We start from the raw sequence: 18,427 nt of genomic DNA, 5'->3' as shown, positions 1-18,427 counted from the left end.
CGGTGCCGGAGGGGTGGCGTACACTTGACGCTCGTTGCCGCCTTAGCTCAGTCGGCTAGAGCGACGCACTCGTAATGCGTAGGTCGACGGTTCGATTCCGTCAGGCGGCTCCAGAGAAAGGCCCAGGTCAGCGGCGTGATCGCCGGTCATGACCTGGGCCTTCTCCATCCGAAGCAGGGGCATGGAAACGATCGGGACCGTCGCCCGTCTGCCAGGCTCCAACGTCATCTGGCGGGTGGATCATCGTACGGTGAAGCCGCCGTGGCTGACCGTCTGTCTCAGCCAGTCAATCCAGGCTGCCCACAGGTCATCTTCCTCCAACTCTGCCCGCAAAATCGGTGACGACGCCTGGTAGCAGTCGACGGCCTGCTCGACCTCCCTCGCTCCTATACCAGCCAAGGGCCGTTACTCGACAGCTTGAACTCTGGGATGCCGACCATTCCGGGGACCGTCTGGGCCGAGGCCGCCTGTTCGGCCTCCTTGTACGCGTCACGCCGACGCTGATCGGCGGAATGCCAGTCGTCGATGCCATCGAAGGGCCAGGCGGGGAAAGGCTGCGGGGTTGCCTGGTAGGTCATGCCCGTGCGGCGCATACCGCCACGGCAGAAGGCCATGCCGGCGATGTTCAGATGGAACTGGTAGGCAGCGGCAAGCGTCTCGTATTCGCCCAGGCATGGGGGAGCGTGTACGCACAGGTCTCCCAGGCCAGAGCACGCCTCGAGGCGAGAACGAGCAGTGGCAGCAGATTCGGGTAGATCAGCCCACTCGAGGTCGTAACTCATGGGACCCCTTCGCTCGTGATCAGTGCTGCGGGCGGAAATCCGGACCGTCGGCGGTTGTGACCAGTTCCCAGCCGAAGGCCTCCAGTGTGATGTCTGTCCGGGCGCCGAAGGCCTCGAACAGTGCGGCGACCGGGCCATCCGGAAGACTGTCGGCGACATCGCCGAACACCGCAGCCGGGGACGCCCCGAGCTGCCGCGCAACAATCCACGGCAATGCCAGACCCACCATGAGGTCCCGGCCGTCATCGGGTTCCAGACACCCGGCGAGCCCTGTTGCAAGCAACGAACGACGCAGCAGGTCGGGACGGTTCTGCCTCAGGGCCAGTGTGGCGAGGCGCGCGCCGTACCGCCCGAGGGCGAGCGAAGCAGAGGGATCGAGGGAACTGATGAACCTTTGATCCATGCGTTGCGGCGCGCGGGCGAGGATCGCCTCCGCCTGCCGGTCCTGCTTCCCCGGGATTCGCTCCAGGTTGGGCTTCACCGCGCCAGGATGACAGAACCCGACCAGTTCGACTGCCCCGACGCGAGGCCCAAGGCCAAGCCGCTCCGCGGTCGCCTACGGCGAGCCTTGCCTCGACCGGAGGACTCGCGCAGGGACGAGCCTGCTTGATCGAGGAGATCCCGCCGACGCGCCCATGATGGGCCATCCATAGGCCAGTGTCCGCGAGGCTGAGACCACCTTAACCGGAGACAGCCGATCTAGGCAGGCCTCGTTGTGCGCCGCGACAATGATCATCTACGGCCGTCACCGACGCTGGCCGACAGCAGTCTTGATCTTTGCGAGGCGGGGCCACCTATGATCGGTGGCTCGCGTCGGGGAGGTCGGATGGAGACATGGCGCTTCGTGGCCGCTGTCATGACGAGTCTGACCATGGGCCTTATCGGTGTCGCCCTGGCCATCAACTTCCGAGGCGTGACGGAGTGGCACGTGCGGCGGTCGATGGCCACCGCGGGCGCGCTACGGCGAGTTTCGGCCGAGCCGATGAGGAAGCCGCAGGCGTCCGGCCCTGCCCGGCGAGCGGTCCGCATCCGCGGTTCATGGCGGTCGCTTCCTACCCTCGCGTCATGACCGAGCCCCAGCTTTCTTGCCCGCTCTGCCGAGGCACCGAGTTCCAGCAGGAGACGGCACGTCAGGACAGCCGGTGGGGGTTGACGAGCCACCGCATGACCTTGATGATCTGCCGTCGCTGCAGGTACGTGCTGCACTTCTATGACCGGCACAGCATCTTTGATTTCGACTGACGGCATTCCTTTGGCGTTCCGGGCCGTCGTGGCCACCGGCGAAGACGTCGATGCCATTTACCCTCGCACTGCCGAATTCGGCCTCTCGGATATCAGCAGGCATGGAAATGCCTACGTGCCGTGCCTGCCTGTCTCGATCAGCCCAGCGCCACGCTGCTCGACCTGCTCTGCGACCTTGGCCATGAACCAGCGCATGACCTCGTACGGGATGTCGCGTTCACCGGTGCTGCCAACGTGGATCGTCGGCTCGGGGGCCATGTCCTCGTCCGGTACCACCGCGACGAGGAAGGCCGGACCTGGCAGACGGGTAACGGCGTTCGCCTCGCTCAGTTCCATGCACCAGGCGTCCATGTCATACGCAAACTGAACCGAGTACGGAACCCCGGCATGTTCGAACTCCTCTGCCACGGCAAGACCGTACAGCCATCCATGCAGCAAGGCCCGGCGCGCCGCCGAGCCGCAGCGGGACCGCCCGGGCAGCCAACCGAACGGCGGGCTGCGCTACGAGGGCCTGCGCGCCAAGAGGCAGGCCTGCTGCCGCTTCAGCCCCTTGCCCGGCTCCTGCACGAGCCGGGCGACGACGCCCAGTCCGGCGCGGCTCAGCAACTCGGCCACGTGGTCGGGCGGCAACAGGTGGGTGTCGTAGGACACCGGGTGGCCGTACGCGTGCGTCGGGCGCAGGCGCTCGTCCCCGACGTGGAACCCGACCAGGAGGTGGCCGCCCGGGGCGAGTGCCCGGTGGAACTCCGCGAACACCGCCGGCAGTTCCTCCGGCGGCAGGTGATGAACGGACCACCAGGCGACGATGCCGCCGAGCGTCCCGTCGGGGACCGTCAGCGCGGTCATCGAGCCCACGTCGAAGCGGAGGTTCGGGTACGTCCGCCGGGCGACCTCCACCATCTTCGGTGACAGGTCGACGCCGGACACGGACACGCCCAGCGACTCCAGGTGGGCGGTGACATGGCCCGGACCGCACCCGAGGTCGGCGACCGGCTGCCCGCCGCCGGCCCGGACGAACTCGGCGAACGCCCCGAGCATCCCGCGTCCCAACGGGTCCGCCGCGAACCGCGGCGGCACCAGCTTCGCGTAGTCCTCGGCGACGGTGTCGTACGACTTCCGTACGGCGTCCAGGCGGGACGGTTCAGTCATACCGAGACGGTAGGGCCGGTGCGATCACCCCCGGACCGTGACGGTCAGCCGTCCCACCCCTTGCCGGCAAGAAGTGAACGGTGGTTCAATTCTTGCGTGGCGTACCGGACGACCGAGCGGGTCAGGGCTCGGCTCAGCGCGTCCCGCGAGCGGACGATCGCCGCGGCGCTGGAGATCATGGCCGAACACGGGTACGCCGGCTGCACCGTCGCCGCCGTCGCCGACCGCGCCGGCATCGCCACCGGTAGCGTCTACCGCCACTTCCCGACCAAGGCGGACCTGTTCGCCGAGGTGTTCCGGACGGCGTCGCAACGCGAGATCGACGCGGTCGCCCGTGCCGCGGCGCGGGAGCGTACGGCGGCGGCGCGGCTCGCGGCCGTCGTCGCCACGTTCGCCGGTCGGGCGTTGCAGGCGCCACGGCTGGCGTACGCGCTGCTGGCCGAACCCGTGGACCCGGCGGTCGACGCGCAGCGGCTCGTCTTCCGCCGCGCCCACGCCGACCTGATCGCGGGGTACGTGGCGGCGGGCGTGGCCTCCGGTGAGCTGCCCCCGCAGGATCCGGAGCTGACCGCGACCGCGCTGGTCGGGGCGCTCGCCGAGGCCATGGTCGGCCCGCTGGCCGCCGGGGTCGCCGGCCCGGACACCATCCCCGGACTGACCCGATTCATCCACCGCGCGCTGGGAGTGTCACCGTGACGACGCACGAGGTGTTCAACCAGGTACCACCGCTGGTCGGCTACGACGCGGCGGATGACCCCGCCCTGCTGGAGGGCCTCGACCGGGAAGGGGCCGGTTGGGCGGCCGCCGAGCTGCGCGAGCTCGGCCGGCTCGGCGGCGGCGCGGAGGCGATCGAACACGGTCGGCTGGCCAACGAGTACCCGCCGGTGCTGCGGACCCACGACCGGTACGGCCACCGCGTCGACGAGGTGGAGTTCCACCCGTCCTGGCACGAGCTGATGCGGACCGCGGTGGGGCACGGCCTGCACGCCGCGCCGTGGGCCGACGACCGGCCGGGCGCGCACGTCGCCCGCGCCGCGAAGTTCTACACCTGGCGGCCGGACGCCGGGCACGGCTGCCCGATCTCGATGACGTACGCGGCGGTCCCGGCGCTCCGGCACGCCCCGGAGCTGGCCGCGCGGTACGAGCCGCTGCTGACCGCCTCGACGTACGACCCGGGGCTGCGCCCGCCGCTCGGCAAACGGGGACTGCTCGCCGGCATGTCGATGACGGAGAAGCAGGGCGGGTCCGACGTGCGCGCGAACACCACCACCGCGCGGCCCGAGCCGGACGGCAGCTACCGGCTCGTCGGGCACAAGTGGTTCACGTCCGCGCCGATGTGCGACCTGTTCCTCACGCTCGCCCAGGCCCCCGGCGGGCTCACCTGCTTCCTGGTCCCCCGGGTGCTGCCCGACGGCACGCGCAACCCGATGCGCCTGATGCGGCTCAAGGAGAAGCTCGGCAACCGGTCCAACGCGTCGTCGGAGATCGAGTACGAGCACGCGGTGGCCTGGCGGGTGGGGGACGAGGGCCGGGGGGTCCGCACGATCATCGACATGGTCAACCTGACCCGGCTCGACTGCCTGATCGGCGCGGCGGCCGGGATGCGCCAGGGAGTGATCACCGCCGTCCACCACGCGGCGCACCGCCGGGCCTTCGACCGCTACCTGGTCGACCAGCCGCTGATGCGCAACGTGCTGGCCGACCTGGCGGTGGAGTCCGAGGCGGCGACCGTACTCATGCTGCGGCTGGCAGGCGCGACGGACCGTTCGGCGCGCGGCGACGCCGGCGAGACCGCCTTCAAGCGGCTGGCCGTCGCCGTCGGCAAGTACTGGGTGTGCAAACGCTGGCCCGGGCACGCCGCCGAGGCCCTCGAATGCCTGGGCGGCAACGGGTACGTCGAGGAGTCGGGCCTGCCCCGGCTGTTCCGCGAGTCGCCGCTGAACTCGATCTGGGAGGGGTCGGGCAACGTGGCCGCGCTGGACGTGCTGCGCGCCCTCACCCGGGAGCCGCAGGTGCTGGCGGCCTTCGAGGCGGAGGTGGACGCCGCCGCGGGCGCCGATTCCCGGCTCGACGCGGCGGTGCGGCGGCTGCGTACCGAACTGGCCGACCCGGGTGAGGTGGAACTGCGGGCCCGGCACGTGGTGGAGCGGCTCGCGCTCGTGCTCCAGGGATCGCTGCTGGTGCGCCACGGCCACCCGGCCGTCGCCGACGCCTTCTGCGCGTCCCGGCTCGGCGGCGAACACGGCTACGCGTACGGGACCCTGCCGGCGGGCGTCGACCACGCGGCGATCATCGACCGGGCCACCCCGAAGGTCGGCTCACCGGAGGCGTGAGCCAGCGCGACCGTCGATGGGTTTCGGAGTGCCGACCGGTCCATGATGCGAAGGGCCCGGACCACAACCCTGGGGGTACGCGGGCACGTTCGCCGACCCCGACGGTCACCTGTGGATGGTGACGGTCCGGCCGCGGGCGGCCTGACGGCACGGGCCCGGTGGCACCCCGCCGGCGGGAGCTACCGGGCCCGTCGGGCGACGACCGGTCAGCCGTCCCGCCGGGGCGCGGGCGGGTAGTTGGCGACGCCGCTCTCGGGGACATCCGTCACCACGTACTCCGTCTCGGTGGTGGGCGTCGGCGTGTCGTCCTCGTCGCCGTCGGCGCGGTGCCGGGCCGCCGCGGTCGCCGCCGCCCCGGCGACCGCCGCGCCCGCCACCGCCGCTCCGGCGGCCACCGCCGTGCCGGAGACACCGGCCTTGCCGCTGTCGCCCCGGGTGCCCGCGGCGTACTCGACGCCCGGCGTGCCGACGCCGGCACCGGTGTCGACCGTGCCGCGCCAGGCCCCGGTCTCGGCGCCCCGGCTCTCGATGAACGACTTGAACCTCTCCAGGTCGGACTCGGCCTGCCGCTCGACGACGTTCAGCTTGTCGCCGGTCTTCTCGACCAGCCCCTCGGGCTCGTACTCCAGGTGCAGCCGGACCATCGTGCGGTCCGTGTCGACCGGCTGGAAGTAGACCGCACCGGCGTTCGTCGCGCCCTCCGTCGCCGCCCAGGCGACCTTGCGGTCCGGCACCTGCTCGAGGATCGCCGCGTCCCACTCCCGCCGGACCCCGGCGATCTCGGCCACCCAGTGCATCCGCCGGTCGTCGAGCTGGCGCACCTCGCGGACACCGCCCATGAACTTCGGGAACTCCTCGAACTGGGTCCACTGGTTGTACGCGGTGCGTACCGGCACCTGTACCTCGATGGACTTCTCCACGGTCGTGGTCATGATGATTCCTCCTCGTCGGCCGTCCTCGTCGACCCCGAGGAATCAGTACCCTCGCCCGTCAGCTCAAACGTAGAGGCGGCGGGCGTACTCCGGGCCGTAGTGGCGTTCCAGGTCGGCCAGGTTCTCCGCCGGCGCCTCCACCTCCTTCACCAGCCGGGCCCGGGACGGCAGCACCTCCGGCGACCAGGTCTCCGGCCGCCACAGGTCCGACCGGAGGAACGCCTTCGCGCAGTGGTAGAAGATCTGCTCGATCTCGACCACGACGGCGAGCACCGGACGGTGCCCGCTGACCACCATGGAGTCGAAGAACGGCGCGTCGCGCAGCAGCCGGGCCCGCCCGTTGATCCGCAGCGTGTCGGTGCGCCCGGGGATCAGGAAGATCAGCCCGACGTGCGGGTTGTCGAGGATGTTGCGGTAGCCGTCGGCACGCTTGTTGCCGGGCCGCTCGGGAATGGCGATGGTCGTGTCGTCGAGCACGAGGGCGAAGCCGGGCGGGTCACCCTTCGGCGACACGTCGCAGGTGCCGTCCGCCCCCGCCGTGGCGACCAGGCAGAACGGGGACGCCGCCAGCCACTGGCGGTCCCGCTCGTGCAGACGCGTCCGCTCCTTCGCGGCGGCCCGGGGTGCCGGCGTGCCCAGCAGCTCCCGCAGTTCCTCGTGGGTCGTGATCTCCGCCGTCACGTGACCGTCCCCCGTCCGTTGACCATGGTGGCGACGTACCACTACCCGACAGCCTAGGCGGCCCTCACCAGGGCGAGGTTTGCCCGCCGGAGGCAGGGGTACCGCCTCACCCGACCCGCCGGCAGGACCCGAGCAGGAGGCCCGTCATGGAGAGCCGACTCAAGGTGCTGGGCCACCCCGTCCACCCGATGCTGGTGATGTTCCCGGTCGCCCTGCTCGTCACCGCGGTGCTCTTCGACATCGTCGACACCGTGGGCGGTCCCGACTTCCTCGGCGAGGTCGCGTACTGGAACATCACCGTCGGACTGGTCGGCGGCCTGCTGGCCGCGGCGGCCGGGACGTTCGACCTGCTCGCCATCCCCACCGGCACCCGCGCCAAGCGGGTGGCGCTCCTGCACGCCGCCGCGAACGTGGCGGTGATCCTGCTCTTCGCCGCCGTCTGGGCGGTCCGGCTGAACGCCGAGTCCCGGGCCGCCGGCGGCGCGCTCATCGCGATCGAGGTCGTCGCCCTGGCCATCCTCGGCATCAGCGCCTGGCTCGGTGGGGAACTGGTCGACCGGCTCGGCGTCGGCGTCGACCGCGACGCCAACCTGGACGCGCCCAGCTCGCTGCGGTCCCCGGCGGCCACCCAGCGGATCGGAGAGGTGAGATGAGCGAACACAGCGGTGGCGGTTCCGGCCGGGGTTGGCGCGGACGGCAGCAGGGCTGGGACCCGATGGGCGAGTTGCAGTCGCTGCGCGCCGAGCTGAGCCGGCTGGTCGGCGGTCGCTCCGGCTCGCCCGACCTGGAGCTGACCGAGACCGCCGACGGCTGGGAGGTCGTCGTACGGCTGCCCGGCGTGGCCCCCGAGGAGGTGGCCGTCGAGTTGGACGACCGCGAGCTGTGCGTACGGGCCCGGTCGGAGGCCGAGGTCAACGCCGACCACGGCATCCCGGGCGGCTTCGAGACCCGCGGCTTCGAGTACCGGGTGGACCTGCCGTCCCGGGTGGATCCGGACGCCATCGACGCGGTGATGGACCACGGCCTGCTCCAGGTCCGCCTGCCCCGGGCCGCACGACCCGCGCCGCGCACCATCACCGTCGGCCGCACCGGCACGCGGGACGTCTCCGGGCGTACGCCGAAGCCGGTCGACCCGGCCGCGGACCGGGAACTCCACCACCCGGACACCGCCGCCGGCGACATCGACCGGCCGTAGGGGTCACGTGGTCGCCCCGAACCTGCTCGGCCCGACCGCCGAGCGCGTGCCCGACGTCGAGCGGATCGCCGTGCTCCGGGCCAACGCGCTCGGCGACTTCATCTTCCTCCTGCCCGCGCTGGACGCGGTCCGGGCCGCGTACCCGGAGGCGGAGATCGTGCTGCTCGGCGCGCCGTGGCACGCGAAGCTCTGGCGCGACCGGCCCGGCCCGGTGGACCGCGTCCTGGTGGTGCCACCCGCGCCCGGCATCCGCGCCCCGGACCCGGGCGAGCCGGAGTCGGCGATGGACGACTTCCTCGCGGCGGCCCGCAAGGAACGCTTCGACCTGGCGTTGCAGGTCCACGGCGGCGGCGCCAACTCCAACCCGGTCGTCGCCGCCCTCGGCGCGCGGGTGACGGCCGGCCTGCGTGCCGAGGACGCGCCGCCGCTGGACCGCTGGCTCCGCTACGTCTACTACCAGCACGAGGTGATCCGCTACCTGGAAGTCGCGGCGCTGGTCGGGGCCCCGGCCACCACCATCGTGCCGACGCTCGCGGTGACCGACGCCGACCGGGCCGAGGCGGCCGAGGTGCTCGGCCCGCCCGAGCGGCCCCGGGTGGCGCTGCACTCGGGCGCCACCGACACCCGGCGGCGCTGGCCGCCGGAACGCTTCGCCGAGGTGGCGCGCGAGCTGCACGGCGACGGGTACGAGGTCCTCGTCACCGGCACGCCCGCCGAGCAGGAGGTGGTGGACCGGGTGGTCGCGGCGGCCGGGGTGCCGGTGCGGCCGCTGGTCGGCGCGCTCAGCCTGGGCGGCCTGGCCGGCTGCTACGCCGGCTGCGCCCTGGTCGTCTCCAACGACACCGGCCCCCTGCACCTGGCCGCGGCCGTCGGCACCGCCACGGTCGGCGTCTTCTGGGTCGGCAACCTCATCAACACGGCGAACCCGCTGCGCGGCCGGCACCGCCCGATCAGCTCCTGGACCGTGCACTGCCCGGTCTGCGGCGTCGACTGCACCCCGGGCATCTACCCGCACCGCCCCGGCGACGGCGAGTGCCCGCACCGCGACTCCTTCGTGACCGACGTCCCCACCGCGGAGGTCATGCAAGCCGCCCGCGAACTGCTGACGGCGTAAGGAAGGGCCCCTTCTTAACGCCTCCGGTAGTGGAAGGGTCCCCTCTCAACACCTCACGCCGGTTGCGGGGCGTCCTCCTCGGCGAGGACCACCTCCCACGCCTCCACCTCGCGCTCGGTGACCGTGGTCGGGGACTCCAGGTGGTACGCGCCGCTGGGCAGGACTCCGGCGCCGCCGTGGCGCGCCAGCACGGCGAGCTGGGCGGCGACGTCCTCGCCCTGGTGCTTCTCCTGCACGCGCCGCCAGAAATCGAAGCCGCCCGCGTCGACCAGCTTCGCCCGGTCGTACAGCACGCAGCCGCCGATCCAGGACACCTTGTACGCCCGCCACGCCCCCGCCGGCAGGTCCAGTTTCGCCGTCACGTGCAGCAGGTTCGCCGCCGGATGGATCGCCGCGCGCTGCCACTCCGGGGTGCCCGGACGGATCCGCTCCGGCACCGGCGGCCCGTCCCACTCCTCGTAGTGCCGGTGCGTCTCCGGGCGCACGTCGTCGACGTACGACAGGCCGTGCACCGCGTTGCCCACGAACCCGCAGCCCAACTCCTCCATGGCGGTGACCAGCCGGCGCAGCGCACCCGGTTCCAGCCACACGTCGTCGTCGAGACAGAGCACGTACCGGGCGGCCGAGGCGGCCAGCAGCGACGCCCGGTGCTCCGCGAGACCGCGGCGCGGCAGCCGGCGGGTGAGCAGCACCGGGTGCCCCCGGTGGCGCAGCGCCCGGACCATCGTGGCCGCCGCCGGGTGCGCGTACGCGGGCTCCCCGTCGGACTGGTCGCTGACCACCACCCCGAAGCCGGGGACGCCCTCCTGCGCGGCCAGCCCGGACAGGGTGACCGCTAGCTCGGCCGGCCGGTTCCGGGTGGGGATCAGCACGTCGAGCAGCCGAGCGGCGCGGAACTCTCCGGGAGTACCGAGGTCGAGCGGTCGGTTCACGCCTGACCCGCCGCCGCGTCGGTGGTCACGTCCCGGCCGTGTGCGCGGATCCGGTCGATGATCGCCGAGGTGGACCGGTCCGGCACGTACCCGAGGGTGCGGACCTGCCCGCCGAGGCGGCGCACCAGCGGTGCCTCCGGCACCATCTCCGGCGGGTAGTCACCACCCTTGACGTACACGTCCGGGCGGACGGCCTCAATGAGCCGGGCCGGCGAGTCCTCCTCGAAGACGACCACGTGGTCCACACAGGCCAGTGCGGCCAGCAGGGCCACCCGGTCCTCGACCGGGTTCACCGGCCGGTCCGCGCCCTTGAGCCGGCGGACGCTGTCGTCGGAGTTGACCGCCACCACCAGCAGGTCGCCGAGCGTGCGGGCCTGCTCCAGGTACCGGACGTGTCCCCGGTGCAGCACGTCGAAGCAGCCGTTGGTGAAGACGACCGAGCGGCCGTCGCGCCGGTGCTCGTCGGCGATCGTCGCCAGTGCGTCGGCGTCCACCAGGGTCAGCCGGCCGGCGTCCTCGACCGGCTGGTCGAGCGCGCCGAGCAGGTCCTCGCGGCGGCACACACACGTGCCGGTGTCCGAGACGGTGATGGTCGCCGCGAGCTGGGCCAGCTGCGCGGCGGTCGGCAGCGGCGCGTCGGCGGCCAGCGCGAGCGTCATGGCCGCGAGGTACGCGTCCCCGGCCCCCACCGCGTGGCTGGCCGGCACCGGGGTGCTGTGGCTGCGGCGGCGCTCCCCGTCGGGCCCGCCGACCACCGCGCCGTCGGTGTCCAGCGTCACCGCCACGACGTCGGCGCCGGTGTGCGCCCGCAGTTCGGCCAGGCGGGACTCGGCCAGCACCGCCCGGTCCACGTCCTCCCCGGCGGTCGCGTTGACGGTGACGCCGGTGCCGGTGACGGTGAGGCCGTCCCCGGTCATCGCCACCCGGTCCTCGCCGGGTCCCGGTTCGCCGGTCGGGCCGAGCCGGGCGGAGGAGCCGTCACCGGGCGCCACGCCCACGGTCAGCTCGGACGGGCCGTCGGACGGGTCGCCGTCGGGGTGGTCCAGGTGCAGGTCGTTGGTGCTGGGCCGGGCTGCCGCGCGGGCGAGCAGCCGGCTCGCCTCGGCGAAGCTCGGGGTCACCACGGTCGGGGCGAGGCCCCGCCAGTCGGCGAGGTCGTGCGCGTCGAGCGCGACCGTCGCGTACCGCTCCCGGTTGGCCACCAGCCAGGCGCGGACCGGCGCGGACAGCGCGCCCAGCGCGTAGTCGCAGACCACCAGGGTGGGTGCCTCGCCGGCGGCGACCGCCCGTAGCTCCTCCGTGGCGCAGTCGAGCGCGGTGAGCAGCCGGGCCACGCCGTCGTCGTCGAGGGTGTCCTCGGGGTCGCCGGAGTCCTCCCGGAGCAGGATCTGGTTGCCGGCCAGCATTCGCCGCTTCACGGGCGTCGGGCGGCCCGGCTGGTTGACCGTCCGGTCCCAGACGGCGGCCCGGTCCAGGCAGTCGTGCAGCTCGTCGCCGGCCACGTCCGCGCCGACCGGGGCCACCAGCGCCGCCCGGCCGCCGAGTGCGGCCACGTTCACGGCGGTGTTCGCCGCACCACCGGCGGCGGAGATCCGCCGCCGCAGCGTGAGGATCGGGGCGGGTGCCTCCCGGCAGAGCCGTTCGGACTCGGCGAACCGCCACTCGTCGAGCATCGCGTCCCCGACGACCAGAACGGGGCGCCCGAGCCAGCTCTCCACCACGGCGGCGAGCCGGCGCTGTTCCGCTGCTGCTCCTGCCATGCCTTCCCGGGTCCCCCCGGGCCGCCGGGTCAAACCTGCGCCCGTCCGGGGTGACGGTGGCCGCGTTTCGGGCCTGCGGCGGCGGGAACCGACGAAACATACCCCGGAGAGGAGTGGTAACGACATGGCAGCGACGACACTTCACGGCAAGCGGGTCGCCTTCCTGGCCGCCGACGGTGTGGAGGAGGTCGAGTACGTCCAGCCCCGCGAGGCGGTGGAGCAGGCCGGGGCGACCGTCGAGCTGGTCTCGCTCAAGCCGGGTGAGATCCAGTCCTTCAACCACCTGGACCAGTCGAAGACGTACCCGGTGGACGTGACCGCCGCCGACGCGGACGCCGGCCGGTACGACGCGCTGGTGCTGCCGGGCGGCGTGGCGAACCCGGACTTCCTGCGGACCGACCCGGACGCGGTCCGGTTCGTGAAGGCCTTCTTCGAGGCCGGCAAGCCGGTCGGGGTGATCTGCCACGGTCCGTGGACGCTGGTCGAGGCGGACGTGGTGCGGGGCCGCCGGATGACGAGCTGGCCGAGCCTGCGCACCGACCTGACGAACGCGGGTGCGAACTGGGTCGACGAGCCGGTGGTGACGGACAACGGCCTGGTCAGCAGCCGCAAGCCGGCCGACCTCCCAGCCTTCTGCACGAAGATCGTGGAAGAGTTCGCCGAAGGCCCCCACTGACCCCCACCCGCTGGCCCTTTCGCGTCGATCATGAAGTTGGCGGGTGGTTTGATCTCCGATTCACCCGCCAACTTCATGATCAACCCGGAGGTCGACGGGAAGGGGGTCCGCCGGGGGCATGTTCGGGACAGGGCGGGAAAAGACGCGGAATGACGACGCAGACCCCGGCGTTGAGCGCGCGCCAGATCCGGTTGCTGATGGTCGGTCTGATGACCGGCATGCTGCTGGCCGCACTCGACCAGACGATCGTGGGAACCGCCCTACCGACGATCGTCGGGGAACTGGGCGGGATCAACCACTACTCGTGGGTGGTGACCGCGTACCTGCTCGCGTCGACCGCCTCCACCCCGCTGTACGGGAAGATGGCCGACCTGTACGGCCGGCGACCGGTCTTCCTCTTCTCGATCGGGGCGTTCCTGGTCGGCTCGCTGCTCGCCGGCCTCTCCCAGGACATGACCCAGCTGATCGTCACCCGGGGCGTGCAGGGCCTGGGCGCGGGCGGTCTGATGACCCTCGCGTTCACGATCATCTCGGACGTCGTGCCACCCCGGGAGCGGGGCCGCTACCAGGGCCTCTTCGGGGCGGTCTTCGGGATCTCCTCGGTGGCCGGCCCGCTGGTGGGCGGCTACTTCGCCGAGACGGACTGGCGGTGGATCTTCTACATCAACGTGCCGCTGGCGATCCTCGCCATCGTGGTCTGCTCCCGGGTGCTGCGCCTGGTGCCGTTCACCCGCCGGCAGCACGCGATCGACTGGCTGGGCGCGGCGCTGCTGGTCGCCGGGGTGAGTTCCCTGCTGCTCGCGTTGAGCTGGGGCGGTAACGAGTACGCCTGGGGCTCCGGCGTCATCATCGGGCTGTTCGCGGCCGGGGCGGTGCTGGGCGGGCTCTTCGTGGTCCAGGAGGCCCGGGTCGCCGAGCCGATCCTGCCGCTGCGGCTGTTCCGCAGCGCCACCTTCGCCCTGTCGAACGCGGCGGGCTTCGTGCTCGGTCTGGTGATGTTCGGCTCGATCATCTTCATCCCGCTCTACCTGCAGATCGTCAAGGGCGCCTCGCCCACCCGCAGCGGTCTGCTGATGCTGCCGATGATGGCCGGCATCATCGTCACCTCGGTGCTCACCGGGCGGGCGATGAGCCAGCTCGGCCGGTACAAGTGGTTCCCGGTGGCGGGTTCGGCGGTGCTGGTGGTCGGGATGCTGCTCTTCACCCGGCTGGAGGTCCGCACCTCGCTGTGGCTCGCCTTCCTCTTCATGGTGGTGATCGGCATCGGACTCGGCCTGTGCATGCAGTCGCTGATCCTTGCCGTGCAGAACGCCGTGTCGACGCGGGACCTGGGCGCCGGCACCTCCTCGGCCACCTTCTTCCGGTCGCTGGGCGGGTCGTTCGGCGTGGCGATCCTCGGCGCGGTGCTCTCGTCCCGGCTCACGTCGGAGCTGGCCGGCCGGCTGCCCGGCGCGATCGCCCAGCTGCCGCCCGAGCAGCGGGCCGCCGTCGCGGCCGGTGGCGGCGCCGACGTGTCGGTCAACGACCCGGCGACGATCCTCGCCCTGCCGGGGCCGGTCCGGGCGGCCGTGCAGACGTCGTTCGTGGAGGCGCTGGACCTGGTGTTCCTCACCGCCGGGCTGGTCGCGATCGTGGCGGTGCTGGTCACCCTGGCGCTGCCCGACGACAAGCTGCGGGGGGCCGGCCCCGAGGGCGCGACCGGCGGCACGGACGGGCTCGGCGGCGACGCCCCGGCCCCCGGCGGCAAGCCCCTGGCGAAGGAGTCGAAGGAGGAGGCCGCCGCCGAGATGGAGGCCAAGTCCCAGACGCTGCTCTGAGCTACTTGAGGATCAGGCGGTTGGTCTGCTCGAAGACGTCCAGGTCGGCGAGGGTCTCCGGGACGCTGGCCGACAACGGGCTGGGCAGGTGGGTGCGGTTGAAGAAGCCGGCGTCGGTGGTCTCGTCGGTGAGCCGGGCCAGCTCGCCGTCCCACTCCTCCACCCGGAACGCGGTGGTGAAGATCTGGTAGGTGTGCCCGTACATGTTGGTGTGGGTGCGGTCCGGGCCGGTGTAGAGGGCGAACGCGCTGACCCGCAGCGCCCGGAGCCCGGTCTCCTCCCGGACCTCACGGACGGCGCAGTCGGCGATCGACTCGCCCAGCTCCATCGCCCCGGCCGGCATGGCCCACTGGCCGTTGTCGGAGCGCCGGATCAGCAGGACACGGCCGGCGTTGTCCCGGACCACCGCGCGGGCGCCGACGAACATCAGCGTGCGGTCGCCGGCGAGGGCACGCAGTTGCCCGACGTACGACTCTGCCCAGGAGATGCTCACCCGGACAATCTACGCAGCGACGCCGGAGCGGTCCGGAGATCCGGGGTTCCCAAGCTGTGACCGCCGACACTAGCTTGTTACTCATGCGTAGCACGATGATGGACGCCCCCCTCCAGATCTCCCGGATCCTCGACCACGGCTCCACCGTGCACGGCACGGCAGAGGTGGTCACCTGGACCGGCGCCGAACCCCGCCGGATGACGTACGCCGAGGTGGGCCGCCAGGCGGCCCGGTTGGCCCACGCCCTGCGCGACGAGTGCGGCGTGACCGGCGACGAGCGCGTCGCCACCTTCATGTGGAACAACGCCGAGCACCTCGTGGCGTACTTCGCCGTGCCCAGCATGGGGGCGGTGCTGCACACCCTCAACATCCGCCTCTTCCCCGACCAGGTCGCGTACATCGCCAACCACGCCGAGGACCGGGTGGTGCTGGTCGACTCGACGCTGATCCCCCTGCTCGCGAAGGTCATCGGCGAGATGACCACCCTCCGGCACGTGGTGGTGGTCGGCGGCGGCGACCCGGCGCCGCTCGTGGCGGCGGCCGGGGACCGGATCTCCGTACACCACTGGGACGCCCTGCTGGACGGCCGGCCGGACACCTACGACTGGCCCGAGGTGGACGAGCGTGACGCCGCCGCCCTCTGCTACACCTCCGGGACCACCGGCAACCCCAAGGGGGTCGCCTACTCGCACCGCTCCATCTACCTGCACTCGCTCCAGGTCTGCATGCCGGAGTCCTTCGGGCTCGGGCCGCGCGACCGGGTTCTGGCGATCGTGCCGATGTTCCACGCCATGTCGTGGGGCCTGCCGTACGCGGCGTTCCTCTCCGGCGCGTCGATGGTCATGCCGGACCGGTTCCTCCAGGCCGCCCCGATCGCCGGGATGATCACCGCCGAGCAGCCCACCCTGGCCGGTGCCGTGCCGACCATCTGGACCGACCTGCTGGCGTACCTGGACAGCCACGACGTCGACACCGCCTCGCTGGCCGAGGTGATCGTCGGCGGCTCGGCGTGCCCGCCCGCGCTGATGCACGCGTTCGAGGAGCGCCACGGCATCCGCGTCATCCACGCCTGGGGGATGACCGAGACGTCGCCGCTCGGTTCGGTGGCCCGCCCGCCGGCCGGGGCGAGCGGCGAGGACGCGTGGCGGTACCGCTACACCCAGGGCCGGGTCCCCGCGGGGGTCGAGGCGCGGATCGTGGGCCCGCTGGGCGAGCCGCTGGCCGCCGACGGGACGTCCGTGGGCGAGTTGGAGGTCCGCGGGCCGTGGGTGACCGGCCAGTACGTCGGCGACGAGGTGCCGGACGAGGAGAAGTTCCGCGACGGCTGGCTGCGGACGGGGGACGTCGGCACCCTTTCGCCGGACGGTTTCATCACGCTGACCGACCGCGCCAAGGACGTCATCAAGTCCGGCGGTGAGTGGATCTCCTCGGTGGAGCTGGAGAACGCGTTGATGGCCCACCCGGACGTCATCGAGGCCTGCGTGGTGGGCGTGCCGGACGAGCGGTGGGGCGAGCGCCCCCTGGCCACGGTGGTGCTCCGCGAGGGCGCGACCGTCGGCGCGCAGGAGCTGCGGGACTACCTCGCCGGGTCGGTGGCGCGCTGGCAGCTGCCCGAGCGGTGGGCCGTCATCGACGCTGTGCCGAAGACCAGCGTGGGCAAGTTCGACAAGAAGGTCGTCCGGTCCCGGTACGCCGAGGGCGGCCTGGAGGTTCGCGAGCTGGCGGCGCCGTAACGTTTCGAGGCGCACCGTCGCCTCTTGGGGTAGGGCTCTTTCGAGACAACCCTCCCCAAGGGCGGCCCCGGCGTTCGCACCGCGCCGGGGCCGCCCGTCCCTGCGGGGGTGACCCGCACCGTCATTCTTGCGAAACTTGTTCGCCTCTGTCCCGGCTATGGAGAAAAGCGCCAGCTCACCCGGGTTGTTCGTCCCCGGCGGCGGTGATCAGCACCTTGCCGACCGCACCATCCTCCACCGCCTTCTGCGCCGCCGGGGCCGCGGCCAGCGAGTAGTGGTGCAGCGGGAGCCCCGCCTCCGCGCCCACCCGGACACCGCCCTGCGCGACCGCCGCCGACACGTCCGTCACCGCCTGCGCCTTCGCCGCCTTCGGCTCGGTGTAGACCAGCACGAACTGCCAGCGGGCATTCGGCACCATGAGCGGCCGGATCGGCAGGGTCACCTCCTCGCCGCCGTCGTCGGCGTACACGCACACCGCGCCGCCGGGCCGCAGCAACTGGACGTCGGCCGGGGCGTTACGCGCGGCGGACACCTCGACGATCGTGTGCACCCCGTCGGGCGCGATCTTGCGGACCTCCTCGACCACGTCCTGCTCGCGGTAGTTGACCACGAAGTCCGCCCCGGCCGCCGCCGCGAGCTGCGCCTTCTCGGCACTGCTCACCGTCGCGACCACACACGCGTCGGCCCAGCGGGCGAGCTGGATCGCCGCGTTCCCGACCGCGCCCGCGCCACCCTGCACCAGCACCGTGTGATCACTCAGCGCACCCGCGTGCAGCTTGTCCGGCATGTACTCGCCGGCGGTCAGGCAGCGGTGCGCCGTCAGGAAGGGGATGCCCAGGCACGCGCCCAGGTCGAAGGAGGCGCTGCCGAGGCGTACCGCCTGGCGGGCCGGGACCACCGTGTACTCGGCGGCGGTGCCCCACGGCCGCTGCCAGGCCGCCTCCCACAACCAGACGCGCTCGCCGATCCGGATCTGGTCGACGCCCTCACCGACCGCCTCGATCACCCCCGCGCCGTCCTGCCCGGGAATCTGCCAGCCGGCCGGCAACGGCCACTGCCGGCGCGCCTTCCAGTCCGTCGGGTTCACCCCGGAGATCGCCACCCGGACCAGCACCTCACCGGGGCCGGGCTCCGGCACCGGCCGGTCGATCAGTTGCAGCACCGAGGCGTCGCCGGTGCGCTCGTACACGATCGCCTTCATCCCCGTCTCCTCACCCGCGCGTCCGCCGTCGGCTGCCGTACCCGACCGATCCCCGCTCATGCCGGCACCTCCGGACGCGGCCGGTGCGGGGCGCGGCACGCCCGTTCACGAACTCGCCGGCAACCGAGCCCACGGACACCGATCCCCGGAGCCCCGGAAACCGTACAACGAGGTAGTTGGCGGGAGGGATGGGGCCATGCGACACGAGGTGCTGGAGAAGGACGCGGAACCCGCCTGTACCGGGCGGCCGGCGGACCGGGACGCGGGACGCGGTGGCGCGCCGGCGGCGACCACCACCGACGAGCCGGGCGGGTGGGACGCCGGCCGCCCGCCACGCCGGTTCCTGCCCCGGTCGAGCCGCAGCCGTTCGGTCTGACCTGCCGGCAC

The 18,427-nt window shown here is 72.5% G+C and carries 19 protein-coding genes, 1 tRNA gene and 1 pseudogene; 11 read left to right on the top strand and 10 right to left on the bottom strand.

Annotated features, from left to right (window positions below; genetic code table 11):
- The first annotated feature begins 36 nt into the window (after positions 1-36).
- Positions 37-113 (top strand) — tRNA-Thr (locus AB0873_RS20625).
- 273 nt (positions 114-386) lie between these two features.
- Here the strand turns inward: AB0873_RS20625 and AB0873_RS20620 are convergent.
- Both AB0873_RS20620 and AB0873_RS20615 read right to left on the bottom strand, forming a co-directional pair.
- Positions 387-782, bottom strand: a complete 396-nt coding sequence (locus AB0873_RS20620) for a hypothetical protein (RefSeq protein WP_366601362.1) — start codon at positions 780-782, stop codon at positions 387-389.
- 19 nt (positions 783-801) lie between these two features.
- Positions 802-1,263, bottom strand: coding sequence for a hypothetical protein (locus AB0873_RS20615; RefSeq protein WP_155329232.1), 462 nt, complete (start codon positions 1,261-1,263; stop codon positions 802-804).
- Positions 1,264-1,847: 584 nt separating this feature from the next.
- Here AB0873_RS20615 and AB0873_RS20610 point away from each other — a divergent pair.
- Complete coding sequence (locus AB0873_RS20610; protein ID WP_196255788.1) at positions 1,848-2,024, top strand: hypothetical protein; 177 nt, start codon at positions 1,848-1,850, stop codon at positions 2,022-2,024.
- 111 nt (positions 2,025-2,135) lie between these two features.
- Here AB0873_RS20610 and AB0873_RS20605 read toward each other — a convergent pair whose 3' ends face one another.
- Together AB0873_RS20605 and AB0873_RS20600 are read right to left on the bottom strand one after the other, a co-directional pair.
- Positions 2,136-2,432, bottom strand: coding sequence for a hypothetical protein (locus tag AB0873_RS20605; RefSeq protein ID WP_366601360.1), 297 nt, complete (start codon positions 2,430-2,432; stop codon positions 2,136-2,138).
- A 93-nt stretch (positions 2,433-2,525) separates the two neighbouring features.
- Positions 2,526-3,173: a methyltransferase domain-containing protein gene (locus AB0873_RS20600; protein ID WP_366601358.1), complete on the bottom strand. Its 648-nt coding sequence runs from the start codon at positions 3,171-3,173 to the stop codon at positions 2,526-2,528.
- Between the two features lie 96 nt (positions 3,174-3,269).
- On the opposite strand from AB0873_RS20600, the gene AB0873_RS20595 reads away from it, so the two are divergent.
- Both AB0873_RS20595 and AB0873_RS20590 read left to right on the top strand, forming a co-directional pair.
- On the top strand, positions 3,270-3,869 hold the full coding sequence (locus tag AB0873_RS20595) for a TetR/AcrR family transcriptional regulator (protein WP_366601356.1): 600 nt from the start codon (positions 3,270-3,272) through the stop codon (positions 3,867-3,869).
- A complete protein-coding gene (locus AB0873_RS20590) occupies positions 3,866-5,506 on the top strand; it encodes an isovaleryl-CoA dehydrogenase (protein WP_366601354.1) in 1,641 nt (546 codons plus the stop codon). Before AB0873_RS20595 ends, AB0873_RS20590 begins: the two co-directional genes overlap by 4 nt.
- A 482-nt stretch (positions 5,507-5,988) precedes the next feature.
- Here the strand turns inward: AB0873_RS20590 and AB0873_RS20585 are convergent.
- Both AB0873_RS20585 and AB0873_RS20580 read right to left on the bottom strand, forming a co-directional pair.
- A pseudogene (locus AB0873_RS20585) lies at positions 5,989-6,438 on the bottom strand (SRPBCC family protein); the annotation flags it as partial.
- 63 nt (positions 6,439-6,501) lie between these two features.
- A complete protein-coding gene (locus AB0873_RS20580) occupies positions 6,502-7,119 on the bottom strand; it encodes a pyridoxamine 5'-phosphate oxidase family protein (RefSeq protein WP_366601353.1) in 618 nt (205 codons plus the stop codon).
- A gap of 146 nt (positions 7,120-7,265) precedes the next feature.
- Between AB0873_RS20580 and AB0873_RS20575 the strand changes: the two genes are divergently transcribed.
- From AB0873_RS20575 to AB0873_RS20565, 3 genes are read left to right on the top strand one after another with little or no spacing between them, the layout of a single operon-like run.
- On the top strand, positions 7,266-7,772 hold the full coding sequence (locus tag AB0873_RS20575; RefSeq protein ID WP_366601351.1) for a DUF2231 domain-containing protein: 507 nt from the start codon (positions 7,266-7,268) through the stop codon (positions 7,770-7,772).
- Positions 7,769-8,314 carry an Hsp20/alpha crystallin family protein gene (locus AB0873_RS20570; RefSeq protein WP_366601349.1) on the top strand — a complete coding sequence of 182 codons (546 nt, stop codon included), beginning with the start codon at positions 7,769-7,771 and terminating at the stop codon, positions 8,312-8,314. Before AB0873_RS20575 ends, AB0873_RS20570 begins: the two co-directional genes overlap by 4 nt.
- A 7-nt stretch (positions 8,315-8,321) precedes the next feature.
- Positions 8,322-9,428, top strand: coding sequence for a glycosyltransferase family 9 protein (locus AB0873_RS20565; protein WP_366601347.1), 1,107 nt, complete (start codon positions 8,322-8,324; stop codon positions 9,426-9,428).
- 53 nt (positions 9,429-9,481) lie between these two features.
- On the opposite strand, the gene AB0873_RS20560 is transcribed toward AB0873_RS20565, so the two are convergent.
- Both AB0873_RS20560 and rfaE2 read right to left on the bottom strand, forming a co-directional pair.
- Positions 9,482-10,360, bottom strand: a complete 879-nt coding sequence (locus AB0873_RS20560) for a glycosyltransferase family A protein (RefSeq protein WP_366601345.1) — start codon at positions 10,358-10,360, stop codon at positions 9,482-9,484.
- Positions 10,357-12,120, bottom strand: coding sequence for a D-glycero-beta-D-manno-heptose 1-phosphate adenylyltransferase (gene rfaE2 / locus AB0873_RS20555; RefSeq protein WP_366601344.1), 1,764 nt, complete (start codon positions 12,118-12,120; stop codon positions 10,357-10,359). Before rfaE2 ends, AB0873_RS20560 begins: the two co-directional genes overlap by 4 nt.
- 124 nt (positions 12,121-12,244) lie before the next feature.
- Between rfaE2 and AB0873_RS20550 the strand changes: the two genes are divergently transcribed.
- Together AB0873_RS20550 and AB0873_RS20545 are read left to right on the top strand one after the other, a co-directional pair.
- A complete protein-coding gene (locus AB0873_RS20550) occupies positions 12,245-12,796 on the top strand; it encodes a type 1 glutamine amidotransferase domain-containing protein (protein WP_155329219.1) in 552 nt (183 codons plus the stop codon).
- 149 nt (positions 12,797-12,945) lie between these two features.
- Positions 12,946-14,613: an MDR family MFS transporter gene (locus tag AB0873_RS20545; protein ID WP_366601343.1), complete on the top strand. Its 1,668-nt coding sequence runs from the start codon at positions 12,946-12,948 to the stop codon at positions 14,611-14,613.
- A 1-nt stretch (position 14,614) separates the two neighbouring features.
- Here AB0873_RS20545 and AB0873_RS20540 read toward each other — a convergent pair whose 3' ends face one another.
- Positions 14,615-15,106 carry an NUDIX domain-containing protein gene (locus tag AB0873_RS20540; RefSeq protein WP_366601341.1) on the bottom strand — a complete coding sequence of 164 codons (492 nt, stop codon included), beginning with the start codon at positions 15,104-15,106 and terminating at the stop codon, positions 14,615-14,617.
- 83 nt (positions 15,107-15,189) lie between these two features.
- Between AB0873_RS20540 and AB0873_RS20535 the strand changes: the two genes are divergently transcribed.
- Positions 15,190-16,839, top strand: a complete 1,650-nt coding sequence (locus AB0873_RS20535) for a fatty acid--CoA ligase (RefSeq protein ID WP_366601340.1) — start codon at positions 15,190-15,192, stop codon at positions 16,837-16,839.
- Between the two features lie 175 nt (positions 16,840-17,014).
- On the opposite strand, the gene AB0873_RS20530 is transcribed toward AB0873_RS20535, so the two are convergent.
- Positions 17,015-18,040, bottom strand: a complete 1,026-nt coding sequence (locus tag AB0873_RS20530; RefSeq protein WP_366601410.1) for an NADPH:quinone reductase — start codon at positions 18,038-18,040, stop codon at positions 17,015-17,017.
- A 196-nt stretch (positions 18,041-18,236) separates the two neighbouring features.
- Between AB0873_RS20530 and AB0873_RS20525 the strand changes: the two genes are divergently transcribed.
- Positions 18,237-18,416, top strand: coding sequence for a hypothetical protein (locus AB0873_RS20525; RefSeq protein WP_366601338.1), 180 nt, complete (start codon positions 18,237-18,239; stop codon positions 18,414-18,416).
- Positions 18,417-18,427: the final 11 nt, after the last annotated feature.

This window comes from Micromonospora sp. NPDC047707, assembly GCF_040704235.1.
Classification (GTDB): Bacteria; Actinomycetota; Actinomycetes; order Mycobacteriales; family Micromonosporaceae; genus Micromonospora.
Note: the sequence above shows the minus strand (reverse complement) of the source record. Positions and strands in the feature narration are given on the sequence as shown.

Coding starts and splice junctions, on each gene's coding strand:
- AB0873_RS20600 (WP_366601358.1), bottom strand. CDS start 3,173: ATGACTGAACCGTCCCGCCTGGACGCCGTACGGAAGTCGTACGACACC.
- rfaE2 (WP_366601344.1), bottom strand. CDS start 12,120: ATGGCAGGAGCAGCAGCGGAACAGCGCCGGCTCGCCGCCGTGGTGGAG.
- AB0873_RS20525 (WP_366601338.1), top strand. CDS start 18,237: ATGCGACACGAGGTGCTGGAGAAGGACGCGGAACCCGCCTGTACCGGG.
- AB0873_RS20570 (WP_366601349.1), top strand. CDS start 7,769: ATGAGCGAACACAGCGGTGGCGGTTCCGGCCGGGGTTGGCGCGGACGG.
- AB0873_RS20545 (WP_366601343.1), top strand. CDS start 12,946: ATGACGACGCAGACCCCGGCGTTGAGCGCGCGCCAGATCCGGTTGCTG.
- AB0873_RS20535 (WP_366601340.1), top strand. CDS start 15,190: ATGCGTAGCACGATGATGGACGCCCCCCTCCAGATCTCCCGGATCCTC.
- AB0873_RS20620 (WP_366601362.1), bottom strand. CDS start 782: ATGAGTTACGACCTCGAGTGGGCTGATCTACCCGAATCTGCTGCCACT.
- AB0873_RS20550 (WP_155329219.1), top strand. CDS start 12,245: ATGGCAGCGACGACACTTCACGGCAAGCGGGTCGCCTTCCTGGCCGCC.
- AB0873_RS20575 (WP_366601351.1), top strand. CDS start 7,266: ATGGAGAGCCGACTCAAGGTGCTGGGCCACCCCGTCCACCCGATGCTG.
- AB0873_RS20610 (WP_196255788.1), top strand. CDS start 1,848: ATGACCGAGCCCCAGCTTTCTTGCCCGCTCTGCCGAGGCACCGAGTTC.
- AB0873_RS20530 (WP_366601410.1), bottom strand. CDS start 18,040: ATGAAGGCGATCGTGTACGAGCGCACCGGCGACGCCTCGGTGCTGCAA.